Here is a 17,188-nt window from a genome sequence, read left to right on the forward strand (position 1 = left end):
TCGGTCAGCGGCCCTTGGTCACGGCCTCCTCGATCACCGGCACGATCTCCTCCACCGTCAGCGTCCTGGGGTTGGTTCCGGCGGCGCTGTCCTGAATGGCCTTGGCGGCGATGCGGGGGGCGCAGTCGGCGGGGACGCCGATATCGGCCAGCGTTTTGGGAATGCCGATCTGGTCCAGCAGCCCACAGATATGGGCGTGGAAGGCGTCAAAACCGGTGTCCTCCAGCCCCATGGCCTGCGCCATCACGGGCACCTTGTCGGCAATATCGGGGGCGTTGAAGCGCAGAACGGCGGGCAGCAGCACCGCGTTGGTCAACCCGTGCTGCGTGTCATATTCCGCGCCGACCATGTGCGAAATCGCATGAACCAGCCCAAGCCCCTTCAGGAAGGCCACCCCGGCCAGGCAGGACCCGGCCAGCATGCCGCCCCGTGCCTCCAGATTGCCCGGTTCTGCCACCGCAACGGGCAGCCAGCGGGCGACCAGCCGCAACCCTTCCAGCGCCAGACCGTCGCAAAGCGGATGGAAGCCGGGGACAGAGTAGGCCTCGATCGCATGCACCATCGCATCGGCCCCGGTCCAGACGGTCAGATGCGGGGGCAGGCCGAGCGTGATTTCCGGGTCCAGCAGCGCCAGCGCCGGTTTCAGATCGGCATGCCAGATGCACCATTTCATACCCTTGGCGGTGTCGGTGATCATCGCCGTGCTTTCCGTTTCCGCCCCGGTCCCGGCGGTGGTCGGGATGGTGATCAGCGGCGGGAAGGGGGCGTGGGCGGTCATGTCGGGCGGGGTCTGCTCGAACTCGAACGCCCAGAGGTCGATGTCATTCGTGGCCGTCAGCGCAATGGCCTTGCCGCCATCCATACCGCTGCCGCCGCCAATGGCGATGATCCCGTCATGACCGCCATCGCGGAACATCGCCTTGCCACCGGCGATCTCGTCATCACGCGGGTTGGGCGAAATCTCAGCATAGAGCGCGGCGTGCAGACCGCCCTCCGACAGCAAGCGCATGAGGTCGCCCAGAAAGGGAAGCCCGGCGCTGCCCCGGTCGGTCACCACAAGGGGCCGCGACATGCCCGCATCCCGGCACATGCCCGCGATCTCTTTCAGGCGGCCGGGGCCATAGGCGATCGGGACGGGAAAGCTCCAATCCTGCGGGTCGAGTAGGCTCATCGCGGCGCTCCTGTCTGTTTGTCAGGCGTCACCATCATGGGCGGGGGAAGGGGCGTCAAGCCCGCGCGGTCACTGATCCGGGTCGATCAGCCCAAGGCCCCGCAGGTAGATGCCAATCCCGGCCTCCAGCAGTTCCTCGGGCGGGAAGGGGGCATTGCCGCCGGGCTTGCCACGGGCGAAGAGCTCCACCACCCCGTGGCTCATCGCCCAGATATGGGCGGAGAACATGCTGGCGGGCGGGCGTTTTTCCGGCGGGATATGCTGCGACAGTGCTTCAGCGGCCTTTTCGAGGATGGCGCGCGACCGGGCGGCGGCGCTGGCCAGACCCGGGGTGGCATTCATCGGAATGCCGCTTTCGAACATCGCCATGTAATGACCGGGATATTTCTTGGCAAAGGCCAGGTAGGCGCGACCCGTGGCCTCGAACGCAGCCAGGGCCGAGGGGCCGCCGGTTTCGAACGCATAATCCATCAGGTCGGCGAAAATCTCGTGCCCCTGCCGCGCGCCTTCCGCGATCAGCGCCTCGCGCCCTTCGAAATGGCGGTAGACGGCGGCGGGCGTTACGCCAGCGGTCTTGGCGGCCTCGGACAGGGTAAACCCCGTCGGGCCTTTCTGCTCGATCAGCACAAGGGCCGCATCGACCAGAGCCTGGCGCAGATTGCCGTGATGGTAGCCGCGTTTACCCATGCGCTGCGCGATCCGCCCACATTTCTGGCCCGCCGCAGATGGCCGGGTCGGGTTGACCCACGAGGTCATGGTCCTTGCGGTCATAGTCGAGGCCGGAGAGGATCTTGCGGATCACCGCCAGCCGCGCGCGGCGCTTGTCGTCGGACCGGATGACCGTCCAGGGGGCGGCGTCGGAATGGCCGCGTTCCAGCGTTTCGCTGATCGCGGCGCTATAGGCATCCCATTTCTTCAGCCCCTCGACGTCGATCCAGCTGAGCTTCCATTGCTTCAGCGGGTCGCTTTCCCGGTCGAGGAAGCGGCGCAGCTGTTCGGCCCGACCCACGTTGAGCCAGATCTTCACCAGATGGATGCCTTCGCGCACCAGCATGTCCTCGAATTCCGGCAACTGGCCAAAGAAGTTCTGCCGCTGCGTGGGTGTGCAGAAGCCAAAGACATGCTCCACCACACCGCGATTGTACCAGCTGCGGTCGAAGAGCCGGATTTCACCACCTGCGGGCAGATGCTGAATGTAGCGCTGAAAATACCATTGCGTGGCTTCGCGGTCGGTGGGTTTCGACAGCGCCACGACCGAGGCCACACGGGGGTTGAGATTTTCCCGCACCCGTTTGATGCAGCCGCCCTTGCCCGCCGCGTCGCGCCCCTCGAACACCACGGCGACCCGCTTGCCGCTTTCCTTGACCCAGGCCTGGCATTTCACCAGCTCGATCTGCAACGCCTCAAGTTGATCCTCGTAGTCCTTCTTGTCCATCCTCTCGTCATAGGGAAAGGACGGGTCCAGCACGCTGTCTTTCTTCGCATCCTTGATGGCCTTGCGCACCGCGTCCGGGGCCTCGGATCTGTAGAACTGGCTGATGGCGCCATCGAAGGGCAGGTCGGTCATGGCTCGCCTTTTTGCTTGTCTCTGCTCTGGTTCAATATGGGCCGCGCGGTGGCCTAGTGCAATCCGGCGCGGGCCGAGGCGCGGTCGATGGCGGCGGCGACCTGATCGGGATGGGTGTGATGCGGCATATGGCTGGCGCTGTTTATCGCGGTCAGGTTGGCACCGGGAATGGCGCGGGACAGCGGCTCTGCATGGATATGGTAGCCAACGGCGCTATCGCCGGTTGCGTGCAGGATTTCCGTGGGTACTTCGATCTCGCCATAGCGGGGTTCTTGCGCGGTGATCCACCGCAAAAGATGCCGTCTTTGCAAGGCATTGGCCCGCATGGAGGCGCGGCGCAGCGTCAGGCGAGGGCCGAAATGGGCGGCGTAGCCGGGCGGCGGGGCCTCGGGCGCGAAGATGGCGGCGATCTGGTCGTCAATCACCCTGTCGGGGGTAAAGGCCGTCAGGGCCGGGATCAGCAGATGCCGCCCCGGCCAACTGGACAGCACGCTGTAGTAGGTGCCAAGCCCGGTCGTCCAGGGGTGCGACACGGCAGAGACCGGCACCAGCGCGGCGATCTGATCGGGATGGTTCAGCGCCCAGGCCAGCGCCACCGCGCCACCAAGGCTCTGCCCCATCACGATGGGGCGCGTCGCCCCCAACATCCGCGCCGCTGCCGCCAGCACCGCCGCCTGCTGGTCCAGCGAGGCCCCGTGCGGCATGATCGGGTCGGAATAGCCAAGGCCGGGCCGGTCGAAACTGATCACCCGGTAGCGATCCGCCAGCAGGGCATACATCCCGTAGGAGAAATCCCGCAGGTTGCCGGAAGACCCGTGGATCAGCACAAGGTCGGGACCGCTGCCCATGGCATGGGCATGGACCTGCACGCCATCCACATCCAGAAGCTGCCCTAGCGGCGGGTGACTGGCCTCGGCCCGCGCTTCCCGAACGCCCGCGCGCCAATGGGTCAGCCCCGCCAGAGCCCCGGCAGCGGCCAGAGTGGTCGCGGCAAGGGCCATGGGTCAGCCCCTCAGGTCGGTGCGGTCGAGCCCGATCCGGGACAGGTCGAAGGGCGTGGTTTCGTAGATTTCCGAGATCCAGTTGCCGTAAAGCAGATGCGCATGGCTGCGCCAGCGGTTCTGCGGCGGTTTGGACGGGTCGTCATCGGGGTAATAATTCACCGGCACATTGATGGGCGTGCCCTCGGCCACATCCCGATCATATTCCTGTTTCAGCGTGTTCGAGTCATATTCGAAATGGTTGAAGACATAGAGCGCCCGATGGCCCTGATCTTCGACCAGAGCGGGCCCGACCTCGTCCGAATGCAGCAGCACTTTCAACCCCGGCACCGCCTCGATCTCATCGCGCCGCATCTCCGTCCAGCGGCTGACCGGCATCACCAGATCGTCAGAAAATCCCCTGAGAAGAGGGGTTTCCGGGGCGAGGTTCATGTGTCGAAAACAGCCGAATGCCTTGTGGTCGAGGATGTGTTTCCTGACCCCGTGGAAATGGTTGATCATCGCCATCCCGCCCCAGCACACGCCGAAGGTGGAATGCACATGGGTCTGGGTCCAGTCGAAGATGCGGCCAAGTTCCTGCCAATAGGTGACCTTGTCGAAGTCGAGATGCTCAATCGGCGCGCCGGTGATGATCAGCCCGTCGAACTTCTCGCCCGTTGCCTCCACTTCGGTGAAGGGGCGGTAGAACTCTTCCATGTGGGCGGCGGCGGTGTTCTTGGCCTGATGTTCGCTCATCCGGATCAGGCTGAACTCGATCTGCAGGGGCGTCGCGCCGATCAGACGGGCGAACTGGTTTTCCGTCTGGATCTTCTTGGGCATCAGGTTCAGAAGCCCGATCCGCAATGGCCGGATATCCTGACGCGCCGCCGCATCCTCGTCCATGACCATGACGCCCTCGTGCGAGAGCACGTCATAGGCGGGCAGGGTCGAAGGGAGTTTGATGGGCATCGGACGGCTCCGGGTTGCGCGGTGAAAGGGTGGATTTAGGGGGGTTAGCGGTGGCTCTCAAGAGCGGTGCCTACCAGATCGGTCACATCCTTGGCATCGCGCACGGTGGCCACGTCGCTGGCCTGCACGGTCAGGCCCCAATTGCGGGCCATCCCGGCATAGAGCGGCACCCGGTGGCGGATCGCGCGGGCATAGGCGAAGCGGATGAAATCGTCGGGCACCACATCGGCGGCACTCACCCCGCGTTCGCGTTTGAAGTCGTCCCACAGCTGCCGCATGATCCGGGGCTGGTAATACATCGGCTTCGGGGCGCGGTCGAAGCGGCGGATCAGTTCATCGGTGTGATCCTCGCTGCCCTCGATCCAGATCATCAGCGTATGGGCGCTGAGCGTCTTCAGCACCTCGTCGCGGGGATTGTCCGGCTCTACCACTTCGCAGATCGACCCGCCGGTGTCGCAGACGAAATTCGAGTAGCCGTAAAGATCATGCGCGCGGCGGATGAAATGCGGCGTGTCGAGCAGCGCGTTGATCTCGGCGCGGCGGTGCAGATCCTGCCGGCGCATGTATTCGGCAAAGCTGAGCCCCCCCAGATCCGGGTTGCCCGGCTTGCCCAGATAGGTCGACAGCGGCGCGAGATTGTCGAAGGTGATGTTCGATCCGACATAGATCGAATCCGATTTCAGCAGCTCGGCCAGAAACGGCACCTGCATCGCCTGTTGCTTGAGGTTGTCCGAGATATGCTCGCCCATATAGGCGGTGCCGATGCGGTAATCGACGGAATAGTGAAACCAGTGCCCCTCGGCCCGCAGCAGGTTGGCCAGATGCGTTTTGCCAAGCCCGGACATGCCAAAGAACAGCACCCGCTTGTCGGGGGCCGCGTGCCAGTCGCGGGCGGTCTTGTAGATCAGGCTCATGGCGCGTCGCTTTCCCATGGGTCGCAGAGGTCCGCATTCGATACCGCGCAAGGCCCGGTGCGTCCATGCGGAATTTCAGCGCTTTAGCGCCCGCCACAGCCGCCCGTCGAGAATGAGAAGACCGAGCGCCAGCAGCGCGAAGCCCGCGAAAGCCGTGGGCGCCAGCCGTTCGCCAAGCACCAATGCGCCAAGGCCAATGGCCACGGGCGGGATCATCAGCGTCACCAGCATCGCATTGGCGCTGCCCGCCGCCTGCACGATCCGGTAGTAGAGCAGATAGGCCAGCGCCGTGCCGATCACCGCGAAATAGCCAATGGCGGCAAAGGATTGCGGGTGGACGGGCAGGGTGGGCGTCCCTTCCAGCCACAGCGCAAGGGGCAGCATGATCAGGCTCGATCCGGTCAGCATGCCGGCGGCGGCGACCTGTGGCCTAAGGTGAGAGAGCCGCGCCCGCGCCCATGCCGAGGCGAACGCGTAGGACAGCGTTCCCGCCAGAACGGCCAGTTGCGCCAGCGATCGGATGTCGAAGCTGCGCAGCGCGTCGAGGCCGATGGCGACGGCGACCCCGGCGAAGGCCACGGAAACGCCGATCACCCGGCGCGGGGTCATCCGTTCATCCGCAAAACAGGCAGCGGCGACGGGCACGGCGAAGACGGCAGTGGCGGCGTTGAAGATCGAGGTCAGCCCGGTCTCGATATGCAACTGCCCCCAGGCCATCAGTGAAAAGGGGATGACGTTGTTCAGCAGCCCCATGACCAGGAAAGCGCCCCAAACGCGCAGGTCTCGCGGCAACGCCATGCGCCGCAGCGCCACATATCCCCATAGGATCACGCAGGCCCAGACCACCCGATGCGCCACGAGGGTAAACACCCCGATTTCATCCAGCGCCACGCGGATCGAGAGAAAGGAGGCACCCCAGATCAGGCTGAGGAGCAACAGGTCAGCCCAGGCTCGGGCGGGAATGCGGTCGGTTGTCATGGGATTTGCTTAGCGCGTTGCCTTTGGCCAAACGACCCGAAACCTGCGCAAAGAAAAACCCCGGACGCGGCGGCCCGGGGTTGATCTTGTGACGTGTTGGGGAAGGCTCAGAAGTTGAAGCCAACCCGCAGACCGAAGGCCACGACGTCGTTATCGTAGAAGTCCGAGGTGGTCACAGCGCTGAGCTGCGTGTTCGCATCGCCGATCATGACATAGCGGACACCGGCTGCGATCGACATGTTACCCTGGGTGTATTCCGCGCCAAGGCCGATCGAGGTGAAGCCATCGGTCGGACCGAGGTTGCCCGAGAACCCGTCCTGTTCGGCCTCATAGCCGAGCGTGGCGGACACGGCCCAGTTTTCGTTCAGGCGACGCGCGATGCCGAGGGTGTAGGTCCAGACGTCCTCATCATAATCCACGAGGCTGCCGGCCGGGTAGGCATTGGGCATGATTGCGTAGCCGTCCCAGTTGGTCCAGCGGATCGAGCCGAACAGCAGTGTGTTGGCCGCAATCCCGGACTGCGCTTCCAGCAGGATCGACTGGGGCAGGGTGTTGTTGAATGACGTCGCGGGAGCCACGGCCAGAATGGCAGCTTCCGGTGTGCCTGCGGGCGCGGGGGATTCCACACCGGACAGGCTCAGGTCGACTTCGCTGAAATAGGTCAGCGCAACGCGCATGGCGATATCGGGGCGCTCATAAGCCGCGCCGACCATGTAGCCGAATTCGAGATCCGTATCGGCGCTCAGCGCATAGGCGAAGAGCGGTGTCGAGACATAGACATCGCCCTCAACCTGAACGCCGCGGATACCACCATAGACCGAGAAATTCTCGTTCAGCTCATAGCGCAGGGCTGCGGTGATCTGGCGCGAGGACAGTTCTGCATAGGAACCTGCGAAAGGATAGCCGGTGCCGGTGGGATAGGCCACATCCGCGCCCACGGGCTCGTCGACCACAAGCGAGAAGGACAGCGCATCGGTGATGTCATGATGAAAGCCAAGCGTGACCGAATTGTAGGTCGGGCTGATGTCGCCCGAGGCAACCGCGGGAACGCCGGTCACATTGCCGGTTACCGATGGCGAAATGGAGCCATAGCTCAGTTCGACATAGGTGCCTTCTTCAAACAGAATACCGGTGGTGAAACCGGTGCGCTCGATGCCACCTGCGGTGGCGATTGCGGTGCTTGCCAGAAGGGCCGCTCCTGCGAGAGTGATCTTTTTCATGGTTGTCCCTCCAAGACCGATTACGGTCATCCCTTGTACTGAGGATACTTCGCCAAAACTGGTGTTCAGGGTCAATTCTTCCCTGACGTAAGGGGCCGATACGGGGGGCTGTGGACAAATTTGGTGGGGCGGTTGTGACGGATTTGCTACAGCTGACCTTAGGTCAGGTCCGTCGGGACTCTGTCGCGACGTTGACGTAATTGGCCCCGAAGATCAGTGCCGCGCCGAGGAACACCGGCCATGTCAGCGGTTCGTCATACAGCACCATGCCGATGATGGCGATGACTGGCAGGCGGGCGAAATCTATCGGCAGGACGACCGTGGCGGGTGCCAGGGTCATGGCCGTGGTGATGCAGAAATGCGCCGTCAGACCGCCCAATCCGATGACGATGATCCAGGGCAGACCGTCGGCTGTAGGCAGGGCGATGTCGCCGTCGAACCCGGCGCAGACCAGCCCGAACATCAGCTGCATCGTGGTCAGGTAGAACAGGATGCAGGTGACGCTGTGCTGGCGTGTCAACTGCTTGGTGAAGATGGCGGTCAGGGCAAAGCAGACAGCGGCGCTGGCGGCGGTGATCGTGCCGAGCGACAGCGGCGTGGTGCCCGGTTGCGCGACGATCAGAATGCCGATGAAGCCGCACAGCACGACGCCGAATTTCTTGAGCGTGAACCGTTCCCCAAGCAGGAACGGGGCCAGCAGGATCACCCAGAGCGGGCTGGTGAATTCAAGCGCAAAGACCTGCGCCAGCGGGATCAGCGTCAGGGACGCCAGCCACAGGTTCTGCCCCGCGAAATGGGCGATATTGCGCACGGCGTGACGCGGGAGATCGCGGGTTGTGACCTCGCCCAGTTTGCCGCGCAGCGTGGCCATCAGGATAACGATCACCACGCCGATGAGCGAGCGGTAGGTCATCATCTCGAATGTATCGAGATCGCTGGACAGCGCCCGCCCCGCCACCGCCATGGCCGAGAAAGACACGATGGCTCCGATCATCCAGAGCGCGGCCAGCCCCGCCTGCGCGGGTTCGATCTCGGTTCGAATGGCGGTCAACGGGGCGATCCTGTCAGAAACTGCCCCAAACGGGGCGATGCGGCGACCAGACACCAGCCCCGCGCGCTTGGCAAGAGGGGGGGCTCAGTCAGTCAGGCCGGTGACGCTGTAGTCCCGGGGGATACCTGCGCTGATCGTGGCCCAGTCAGAGGCTTGCGCGCGGGCCTGGTGGGCGCGGAAGGCATCGGAATCGGTGAATGCTTCGGCGACATTGAAACGGCCGGGGATGGCGGGATCTTCGGTCACGTCGAAGCTGAGGCAGCCGGGTTCCGCGCGGGTCAGTCGGATATGTTCGATAAGCCCGGCGCGGATCTGCTCCAGCCGGTCCGCCGGCACGTCGATATGGCCCTTTAGGGTGACGGTCATCCGCGATCTCCTGTGTTGTCGAGAAGCTGGTAGCCCCGGCGAACCGGATGGGCCAGAGGAATTGTTGCAAATGCCCCTCGGTCTCGTGATCATGGCGGGTCTGGGCAAATGGCCCTGTCAGCCCCATATCCTGCGCTGCACGACTGAAACGGAGGGACCGCCCCATGAGCTACGCCAAGACCGACGACGCCCTTGCCCGCCTGACCCCGGAACAATACCGCGTCACACAGGAAAACGGCACGGAGCGACCGTTTTCGGGAGAATATGACCAGCATTTCGAACCGGGTCTCTATGTGGACGTGGTCTCGGGTGAGCCGCTGTTCGCGTCCTCGCAGAAGTTCAATTCCGGTTGCGGATGGCCGTCCTTTGCCAAGCCGGTCGAGGCGGCGCATGTGATGGAACTGCGCGACACGACCCATGGGATGATCCGCACCGAGGTGCGCTCGGCCCATGGGGACAGCCATCTGGGGCATGTCTTCCCCGATGGCCCGCGCGAGATGGGGGGCTTGCGCTATTGCATCAACTCCGCCTCGTTGCGCTTTGTTCCCAAAGGGGACATGGAGGCCGAGGGGTACGGCGCCTACCTGGACCAGATAGAGGGCTGAGCGCCACGGGTTTCGCCGCCTCCGGCGTCGATCCGGGAGCGGCCCTCCTCAACCCCCGCTTTCGCGGGGGCCTCGTCGGTCCGCGTTGCCACGGGACATCGGGTAGGGTGGCGTGTTGGGCCTGAGGTAAGGGCGTGCGGCGCAGGCGGGATGCCTCCGGCGGAGGTATTTGGGCCAAGATGAAAGGGGGGGCGCGCGTTAACCTTAACGGGCGTTATTCCAGCTCGATCGTGCCGGGCGGTTTCGAGGTGCAGTCGTAAAAGACGCGGTTCACGCCCTTCACCTCGTTGATGATCCGGGTCGAGGTTTCCGACAGGAAATCGTGGCTGAACGGGTAGTAATCCGCCGTCATCCCGTCGACCGAGGTCACCGCGCGCAGGGCAAGCGCATAGTCATAGGTGCGCCCGTCGCCCATCACGCCCACGGTGCGCATCGGCAGGATCGCGGCGAAGGCTTGCCAGATCTCATCGTAAAGCCCGTGTTTGCGGATCTGGTCGATATAGACCGCATCGGCCTTGCGCAGGATCTCCAGCTTGTCGCGGGTGATTTCGCCGGGGCAGCGGATGGCGAGGCCCGGACCGGGGAAGGGGTGGCGGCCGATGAAGCTGGCGGGCAGGCCCAGTTCGTGGCCAAGCGCGCGGACCTCGTCCTTGAATAGCTCGCGCAGCGGTTCGACCAGTTTCAGGCCCATCTTCTCGGGCAGGCCGCCCACATTATGGTGGGACTTGATGGTCACCGAAGGCCCGCCGGAAAACGAAACCGATTCAATGACATCGGGGTAGAGCGTGCCTTGTGCCAGGAACTCCGCCCCCTCGATCTGGTCGGCGTATTTCTGGAACACGTCGATGAAGAGCCTGCCGATGGTCTTGCGCTTGGTTTCAGGGTCGGAGACGCCCTCCAGCGCGCCCAGGAAGAGCTCACTCTCATCGGCATGGATGAGGTTGAGGTTGTAGTTGTCGCGGAACATCGCAACGACCTGTTCAGCCTCGTTCAGACGCAACAGACCGTGATCCACGAAAACGCAGGTCAGCTGGTCGCCGATGGCCTCGTGCAGCAGGATGCCGGTCACGGAACTGTCGACGCCACCGGAGAGCGCACAGATGACCTTTTTGTCGCCCACCTGTTCGCGGATCTTGGCGATCATCTCTTCGCGATAGGCCCCCATGGTCCAGTCGCCGCTGAACCCGGCAAGCCGCACGAAATTTTCATAAAGCGTCGCGCCATTCGGGGTGTGGTGCACCTCGGGGTGGAACTGCACCGCGTAGAAATGGCGGGCGGTGTCGGCGGTGATGGCAAAGGGCGCGCCGGGCGAGGTGCCGTAGACCGCGAAGCCGGGGGCAATCTCGGCCACATGGTCACCATGGCTCATCCAGACCTGTTCCTTGCCCGATCCATCCATGAACCAGCCCGACAGCAGATCGACATGCGCGTCAGAAGGCGTGACATAGGCGCGGCCAAATTCGGCGGTGGCATGTTCGCCCGCCTCAACCCGGCCGCCCAGATCATGCATCATCACCTGCTGGCCATAGCAGATGCCCAGGATCGGCACGCCGAGCGTATAGGCCGATTGCGGCGGGCGCGGGCTGCCTTCGCGCATCACGCTGTCGGGGCCGCCGGAAAAGATGATGGCCTTGGGGGCGAAGTCGGCCAGGAACGCGTCGGTCACGTTCTGGTAGGGGTGGATTTCGCAATAGACATTCAGCTCTCGCAGGCGGCGCGCAATCAGCTGCGTCACCTGGCTGCCGAAGTCGATGATCAGAAGGCGGTCATGAGAGGTGCTGGTCATGGGCCAGCCAATAGGCGCGGGCGGGGTTTTGTGCAAGCGGGATTGACGCCAAAGCGGGTTATTCGGCCAGAAGATCGGCCAGACCGTCGGGGAAGAGCTGCATCCGGCCCGCGCGGGCCTTGTCCAGCGACACCCATTTGGCGGTCATCTCGGGGCCGTCGCCCTCGCGGAAGGCCAGTTGGTCGGCCTCGTAGAGCGTGTCATTGGCAAAGCGGGCAGCAAGGACGAAGACGATTTCATGTCCCGCCGCGCCCTCGTGTTCAAAGAGGTTCTCCAGCACGCCGAGCGGGCGGATATCGGCGATCTCCTGCGCCGTTTCCTCCTGGATTTCCCTTGCCAGAGCCTCCGCCGCCCGCTCGCCGAATTCGATGGCCCCGCCAAGCGGGCGCCAGCCCTTGATGGTTCCGTCATCGCTGTGGACCGGGGCGCAGAGGATCTGCCCGTCGCGTTCGAAGATGCCGATGGCCAAGGTGCGCACGCCCGCCACAGGTCGCCAAGGGCGTGGAGATTCAGCCACCGGCGGGCGGGGGCCGAGCGGGTCTGCACCATGGTCATGGCCGCAGCCGCAGGCGGGATCGTGACAGGCGTGATCATGGGGCATGGGCGGTCTCCTTGCCCCAAGGGCTACAGGCCCCGCACGCGCCCGGCAAGGGTCAGGGGATCAGCACGTTGATCAGGGTGGCCCCGATGATCCAGATGGCCAAGGCCAGAACGATGGCCGTGGTCAGGGAATAGAACCCGCCCGGCACACCCACCAGAAAGGCGACCACGCCAAGCCCGCCGATGAGGCCCATCAAGGGTGTTTTGCGACTCTTCCAATTCATGGCAGCACCTCCTCTGGACAGGGAGTCTGCCCAGAAACCGCGCCTCGCGCCTTGATATGGCGCAGACGCGCGGCCCGCATGTCGCTTTTTCCCCGCAATCGCCGCAAATCACACGCGGTTCCGGCGCGCCGCTTTGTATCACATCGGAAACTTCCCCCTTTGAGAGGACATGACGCGATGAGTGATGCAGCAACCGCCCGACGCCGGGGACGTGGTGGTGGCGGGGCCGCCCGCCGCGCCGAACGCAGTGCCGTCAGCATCGAGACCGCCAAATATATCGAGCGCAACATCCCGAATTTCGAGGTGCTGACCGAAGAGGCACTGGAGATCATCGAGGCCAATGCCGAAACGGTGCTGGAGGAGATCGGCGTCAATTTCGTCGAGAACCCCGCCGCGCTGGAGCGCTGGCGCGAGGCCGGGGCCGAAGTGGATGGCGAACGGGTCCGCCTGCCAAAGGGTCTGGCGCGCAAGCTGTGCTCTACCGCGCCCTCGCAGTTCACGCAGCACGCCCGCAACCCCGAGCGCAATGTCGAGATCGGCGGCCGCAATCTGGTGCTTGCCCCTGTCTATGGCCCGCCCTTCGTGCAGGACATGAACGGTGGTCGGCGCTATGCGACGATGCAGGATTTCCAGGACTTCGTGAAACTGGGCTACATGTCCAAGTGGCTGCACCATTCCGGGGGCACCGTCTGCGAACCGACCGATATTCCGGTGAACAAGCGTCACCTGGACATGCTCTATGCCCATATGTCGCTGTCGGACAAACCCTATATGGGGTCGGTCACGGAACCCTCGCGCGCCGTCGATTCCATCGAGATGTCGAAGATCCTGTTCGGCGATCAGTTCGTCCAGGACAACACGGTGATGACCTCGCTCATCAACATCAACTCGCCGCTGACCTTCGATTCCATCATGATGGGCGCGCTGGAACATTACGCCGCCCACAATCAGGCCGCGATTATCTCGCCCTTCATCGTTGGTGGGGCCATGGCGCCGGTGTCGATTGCCGGGACGCTGACGCAGGTTCTGGCCGAGGTGCTGGCAGGTGTGGCCTATAGCCAGTTGATCCGCCCCGGTGCGCCGGTCATTTTCGGGGCCTTCGTGACCTCGATCGACATGAATTCCGGCGCGCCCACTTTCGGCACGCCCGAGGCGTCGCATATCACCATGGGCGCGGGCCAGCTGGCGCGGCGTCTGGGGCTGCCCTTCCGCTCTGCCGGGTCGTTCAACGGCTCGAAACTGCCCGATGCGCAGGCTGGCTACGAAACCGCGAATTCGCTGAACATGGGGCTTCTCGCGGGTGTGAACTTCATGCTGCATTCCTGCGGCTGGCTGGAAGGGGGCCTTGTGTCCAGCTTCGAGAAATTCGTGATGGATGCCGACCAGCTTGGCGCGCTGCATCATTTCGCCCGCGGCGTCAGCATCGACGAAAACGCCCAGGCGATGGATGCGATCCGCGAGGTGGGACCGGGCGGTCATTACCTCGGTTGCGCCCATACCCAAGCCAATTTCAAGACCAGTTTCTGGCGCTCGGACCTGCTGGACTACAAGCCGTTCGAAACCTGGGCCGATGAAGGCAGCCGGGACACGATGGCGCTGGCCAATGCGCGGGTGCGCAAGCTGCTGGCGGACTATCAGCAACCGGCGCTGGACCCGTCCATCGACGAGGCATTGCGCGCCTTCGTGGCCAAGCGCAAGGAAGAGATGCCGGACGCATCCTACTGAGCTTGTCGGCCTAGATCGCCTGCGCGGTCTGGGCCACCAGCATCACGGCGATCAGCAGATCCACATGGCGGCGGGGTGAGTAATCGGCCTCGCCGTTCTTGCGTTTGCGGTTCATCTCCGACTCCTCCGACAGAAGCCGCGCCAGACCGGCGCGGGGCAGTGCGCGACCGCTGCGCAGTAACGATCTGGCGCCGATGCTGGCCGCCTGAACCAGAAGTCGCGGGCGGGTCAGGGTGGAAAGGTCTTGGGGCATGTCGGTCATGTTGGGCTCCTGACTTGGTCGGGTGAGTCGCCCTCAGCATGACCCGAGAGGGCAGGGTGTTGCGTTGTCTCCGTCACCCCCGCGCGGTGTTCTGCATTTGTTTACGATTTGGAAACAATTAGGGTCAAATTGCGGTGATTTTAACCAAACAGTAATCAATACTCCCAAAGGCTTGCGGGGCTTATCCACAGCATTGGTGCCCGGAGGCCCACGATGACAGGTGATGTGACAAACAGTTCAGGACAGGCCGTCTACCCCGGCTGGCTGCCCGAAAACGCGCGCAATTACCTCGATCACGTGGGGCGCGGCGCATCCTTGCGGGACATCGCGCGCCGGAAAGGATGCCACCCGTCCACGATCGGCCGCCGCGTGCGCGCGGTCGAGGCGCGGCGCGAAGACCCGCTGGTCGATGAAGCGCTGACCGCGCTTCAGGCTTGCTGTGTTTCCAGTTCAGAAACAATTAACCAGTTTGAGGAGCATCTCCCAATGACAGCACCCCTGAGGCCACCCCTGGTTTCCGACGACACCACCGTCAACCGGGAAGCCCGCCGCATCCTGCGCAGGCTGTGTGAAAAAGAGGCCACGCTGGTGCTGGCGCAGGACATGGACAAGGCGATTGTCCTGCGCAAAGGCAGCGATGGCAGCCAGACCCGCACCGCCGTTCTTGACCGCAAGGTTGCCCATGCCTTCGCGCTGAAGGATTGGATCCAGACCGCCAAACAGGGCCGGGTCAGCATCTATTCGATCACCGAGGCGGGAAAGTCGGCGCTGAAGCGGCTGATCGAAGAAGACCGAAAGCGCCGTCGCGCGCCCATGGAAATGGCGGAAGCCGCCACGCCCTTCCTTGCGCAGCATCAGACCTGGGGCGAAAAGCCGGTAAAGCAGGATGATGGAACGATCCGCAAGATGCGGATTAACCTGGCAGAATCGCCTCTGGCCATGCTGGCGCGGCGCAAGGGGCCGGATGGCAAACCCTTCCTGACCATGGATCTGGTGCAAGCGGGTGAAAAACTGCGCGAGGATTTCGAACGCGCCCAGATGGGGCCGCGCGTCGCCCAGAACTGGGACCGGTTCCTGACCGGCGGCGATCGCGGTTCGGGCTTCTCTGACGGTGGCATTGGCGAAGGACCGCGCGCGGCGCGTGACCGGGTGACACGGGCCGTTGATGACATGGGGCCGGGGCTGGCCGATGTGGTGATGCGGGTCTGCTGCTTCCTTGAGGGACTGGAATCGGCGGAAAAGCGGCTCGGCTGGTCAGCGCGGTCTGGCAAGATCGTGCTGAAGATCGGGTTGCAGCGGCTGCTGAAGTACTACAACGAGGTCTACGGGTTTGTACCCGCCTCGCTCGATTGATGCTATTTTGGAAACGATAGGCGCGGGGGCCGTTTCCGAAACCTCTCCCTGACTTCCTCCGCCACCTTGCCGCCCGGTCTTCCCGGATCGGGCGGCCCCTTTGCCGGATCAGGCGTCTTTCGGACGCAGCGCCAGCCAGATCAGCGCACCGCCCGCAAGCGCCAGGAAGGGGATCATCGCAAGGTTGACCGAGGTCCAGCCCGCCGTGACAGACCCGCCCGCGCAGTTCATCAACCCGCCCGAGGCCAGCGAGGCGATGGTCACGCAGCCAAAGACAATCGCGTCATTCAGCCCCTGCACCCGGCCCCGTTCTTCCGGCGCATGGGCGTTTTGCAGCATCGCCGTCGCGCCGATGAAGCCGAAATTCCAGCCAACACCCAGTAGGATCAGCGCGACATAGAAGTTCTCCAGCTCCACCCCCATCAGCGCCACACCGCCCGCACCGGCCAGGATGAAGAGACCAAGCGCCACGATATTGGTGGTGCCGAAACGCGCGATAAGGTGGCCGGTGAAGAAGGAGGGAACGAACATCGCCAGCACGTGGGCCGACACGATATCGGCGGCGGTGTCCTGCTCGTACCCGCAGCCCACGACGGCCAGCGGGGTGGAGGTCATCACCAGGTTCATCAGCGCGTAGGACACCATTGCACAGATGATCGCCACGACGATCTTGGGGTCGCGCAACAGCTCGCCCCGTGTCCGCCCGGCCGGGTCGCCCTCGGCCCGCATCGGCGGTTTCGGGATGTCGAGGAAGACAAAGAGCAGCATGCCAACGAGGTTCAGCGCGATGATCGTCAGGTAAATGCCCATGAAGGGAATCACCGTCGCGTCATTGGTCAGCTTCACCAGCTGCGGCCCGATGATGGCCGAGGCCAGCCCGCCCGCCATGACATAGGAAATCGCCTTGGGGCGGAAGCTGTCTGATGCGGTGTCAGAGGCCGCGAAGCGATAAAATCCCTGCGCCGACATGTAGATACCGGCCAGATAGGACCCGATCAGGAAGATGATGAAACTGTCCACATACAGCCCGTAGGCCGACACCGTCGCCCCCGCCGCGCCGCCGATCGTGCCGATGGAAAACCCGGTCTTGCGGCCAAAGCGCTGCATGGCATTGGACAGCCACGGTGCGGTGGTCATCGAGCCGAAGACAATCAGCGAAATGGGCAGCGTCGCAAGGCAGGGGTTCGGGGCCAGCATCTGCCCGGCCAGCCCGCCCACGACGAACATCATCGGCATCTGGCTGCCCAGAATCGCCTGCGCGGCCACAAGGACGATCACATTGCGCCAGGCGCGCCGGTCGTCGGAGGGGGAGTGAACTGTGTCAACCATGGCGAAATCGCTAGACCCGTTTTCCGCCAAAGGGAAGAGGGGCAGGGCAAAATACTTGCCCTGTTAACTCATCTGAAAAAGCACGCAG

General features: G+C 63.9%; 18 protein-coding genes. 3 read left to right on the forward strand and 15 right to left on the reverse strand.

The window, feature by feature from the left end:
* Positions 1–4 precede the first annotated feature (4 nt).
* From RBB16_RS05765 to RBB16_RS05810, 10 genes are all read right to left on the reverse strand, one after another.
* On the reverse strand, positions 5–1,171 hold the full coding sequence (locus RBB16_RS05765; RefSeq protein WP_306045252.1) for an iron-containing alcohol dehydrogenase: 1,167 nt from the start codon (positions 1,169–1,171) through the stop codon (positions 5–7).
* Positions 1,172–1,240: 69 nt separating this feature from the next.
* Positions 1,241–1,858, reverse strand: a complete 618-nt coding sequence (locus tag RBB16_RS05770) for a TetR/AcrR family transcriptional regulator (protein WP_306045253.1) — start codon at positions 1,856–1,858, stop codon at positions 1,241–1,243.
* Positions 1,851–2,738, reverse strand: a complete 888-nt coding sequence (gene ppk2 / locus RBB16_RS05775; RefSeq protein ID WP_306045254.1) for a polyphosphate kinase 2 — start codon at positions 2,736–2,738, stop codon at positions 1,851–1,853. Before ppk2 ends, RBB16_RS05770 begins: the two co-directional genes overlap by 8 nt.
* Positions 2,739–2,791: 53 nt before the next feature.
* On the reverse strand, positions 2,792–3,739 hold the full coding sequence (locus tag RBB16_RS05780) for an alpha/beta hydrolase (protein ID WP_306045256.1): 948 nt from the start codon (positions 3,737–3,739) through the stop codon (positions 2,792–2,794).
* A gap of 3 nt (positions 3,740–3,742) precedes the next feature.
* Positions 3,743–4,687: a homoserine O-succinyltransferase gene (gene metA, locus RBB16_RS05785; protein WP_306045257.1), complete on the reverse strand. Its 945-nt coding sequence runs from the start codon at positions 4,685–4,687 to the stop codon at positions 3,743–3,745.
* 44 nt (positions 4,688–4,731) lie between these two features.
* Complete coding sequence (locus RBB16_RS05790; protein ID WP_306045288.1) at positions 4,732–5,595, reverse strand: ATPase; 864 nt, start codon at positions 5,593–5,595, stop codon at positions 4,732–4,734.
* A gap of 81 nt (positions 5,596–5,676) precedes the next feature.
* Complete coding sequence (locus RBB16_RS05795) at positions 5,677–6,579, reverse strand: DMT family transporter (RefSeq protein WP_306045258.1); 903 nt, start codon at positions 6,577–6,579, stop codon at positions 5,677–5,679.
* A gap of 107 nt (positions 6,580–6,686) precedes the next feature.
* On the reverse strand, positions 6,687–7,799 hold the full coding sequence (locus RBB16_RS05800) for an OmpP1/FadL family transporter (protein WP_306045259.1): 1,113 nt from the start codon (positions 7,797–7,799) through the stop codon (positions 6,687–6,689).
* A gap of 163 nt (positions 7,800–7,962) precedes the next feature.
* Positions 7,963–8,793 carry a DMT family transporter gene (locus RBB16_RS05805; protein WP_306045289.1) on the reverse strand — a complete coding sequence of 277 codons (831 nt, stop codon included), beginning with the start codon at positions 8,791–8,793 and terminating at the stop codon, positions 7,963–7,965.
* 141 nt (positions 8,794–8,934) lie between these two features.
* The gene (locus RBB16_RS05810; RefSeq protein WP_071690394.1) at positions 8,935–9,216 is read right to left on the reverse strand and encodes a putative quinol monooxygenase; all 282 of its coding nucleotides are present in this window, start codon (positions 9,214–9,216) and stop codon (positions 8,935–8,937) included.
* 164 nt (positions 9,217–9,380) lie between these two features.
* On the opposite strand from RBB16_RS05810, the gene msrB reads away from it, so the two are divergent.
* Complete coding sequence (gene msrB, locus RBB16_RS05815) at positions 9,381–9,821, forward strand: peptide-methionine (R)-S-oxide reductase MsrB (protein WP_306045260.1); 441 nt, start codon at positions 9,381–9,383, stop codon at positions 9,819–9,821.
* 214 nt (positions 9,822–10,035) lie between these two features.
* Here the strand turns inward: msrB and guaA are convergent, their stop codons facing one another.
* The 3 genes from guaA to RBB16_RS05830 are packed head-to-tail and all read right to left on the reverse strand — an operon-like array spanning position 10,036 to position 12,431.
* The gene (gene guaA, locus RBB16_RS05820) at positions 10,036–11,607 is read right to left on the reverse strand and encodes a glutamine-hydrolyzing GMP synthase (protein ID WP_306045261.1); all 1,572 of its coding nucleotides are present in this window, start codon (positions 11,605–11,607) and stop codon (positions 10,036–10,038) included.
* 58 nt (positions 11,608–11,665) lie between these two features.
* Positions 11,666–12,208 carry an NUDIX hydrolase gene (locus tag RBB16_RS05825; RefSeq protein ID WP_306045262.1) on the reverse strand — a complete coding sequence of 181 codons (543 nt, stop codon included), beginning with the start codon at positions 12,206–12,208 and terminating at the stop codon, positions 11,666–11,668.
* A 52-nt stretch (positions 12,209–12,260) separates the two neighbouring features.
* Positions 12,261–12,431, reverse strand: a complete 171-nt coding sequence (locus RBB16_RS05830; protein WP_306045263.1) for a hypothetical protein — start codon at positions 12,429–12,431, stop codon at positions 12,261–12,263.
* 177 nt (positions 12,432–12,608) lie between these two features.
* On the opposite strand from RBB16_RS05830, the gene RBB16_RS05835 reads away from it, so the two are divergent.
* Positions 12,609–14,156 (forward strand): trimethylamine methyltransferase family protein, encoded by a 1,548-nt coding sequence (locus tag RBB16_RS05835; RefSeq protein WP_306045264.1) that lies wholly within the window; start codon positions 12,609–12,611, stop codon positions 14,154–14,156.
* A 10-nt stretch (positions 14,157–14,166) separates the two neighbouring features.
* Here the strand turns inward: RBB16_RS05835 and RBB16_RS05840 are convergent, their stop codons facing one another.
* Positions 14,167–14,418: a DUF6477 family protein gene (locus RBB16_RS05840; RefSeq protein ID WP_306045265.1), complete on the reverse strand. Its 252-nt coding sequence runs from the start codon at positions 14,416–14,418 to the stop codon at positions 14,167–14,169.
* 213 nt (positions 14,419–14,631) lie between these two features.
* On the opposite strand from RBB16_RS05840, the gene RBB16_RS05845 reads away from it, so the two are divergent.
* A complete protein-coding gene (locus RBB16_RS05845; protein WP_306045266.1) occupies positions 14,632–15,771 on the forward strand; it encodes a DUF6456 domain-containing protein in 1,140 nt (379 codons plus the stop codon).
* Positions 15,772–15,879: 108 nt separating this feature from the next.
* On the opposite strand, the gene RBB16_RS05850 is transcribed toward RBB16_RS05845, so the two are convergent.
* Positions 15,880–17,100, reverse strand: coding sequence for an MFS transporter (locus RBB16_RS05850; protein ID WP_306045267.1), 1,221 nt, complete (start codon positions 17,098–17,100; stop codon positions 15,880–15,882).
* Between the last annotated feature and the right edge of the window lie 88 nt (positions 17,101–17,188).

Source organism: Nioella sp. MMSF_3534, assembly GCF_030732985.1.
Lineage (GTDB): Bacteria > Pseudomonadota > Alphaproteobacteria > Rhodobacterales > Rhodobacteraceae > Nioella.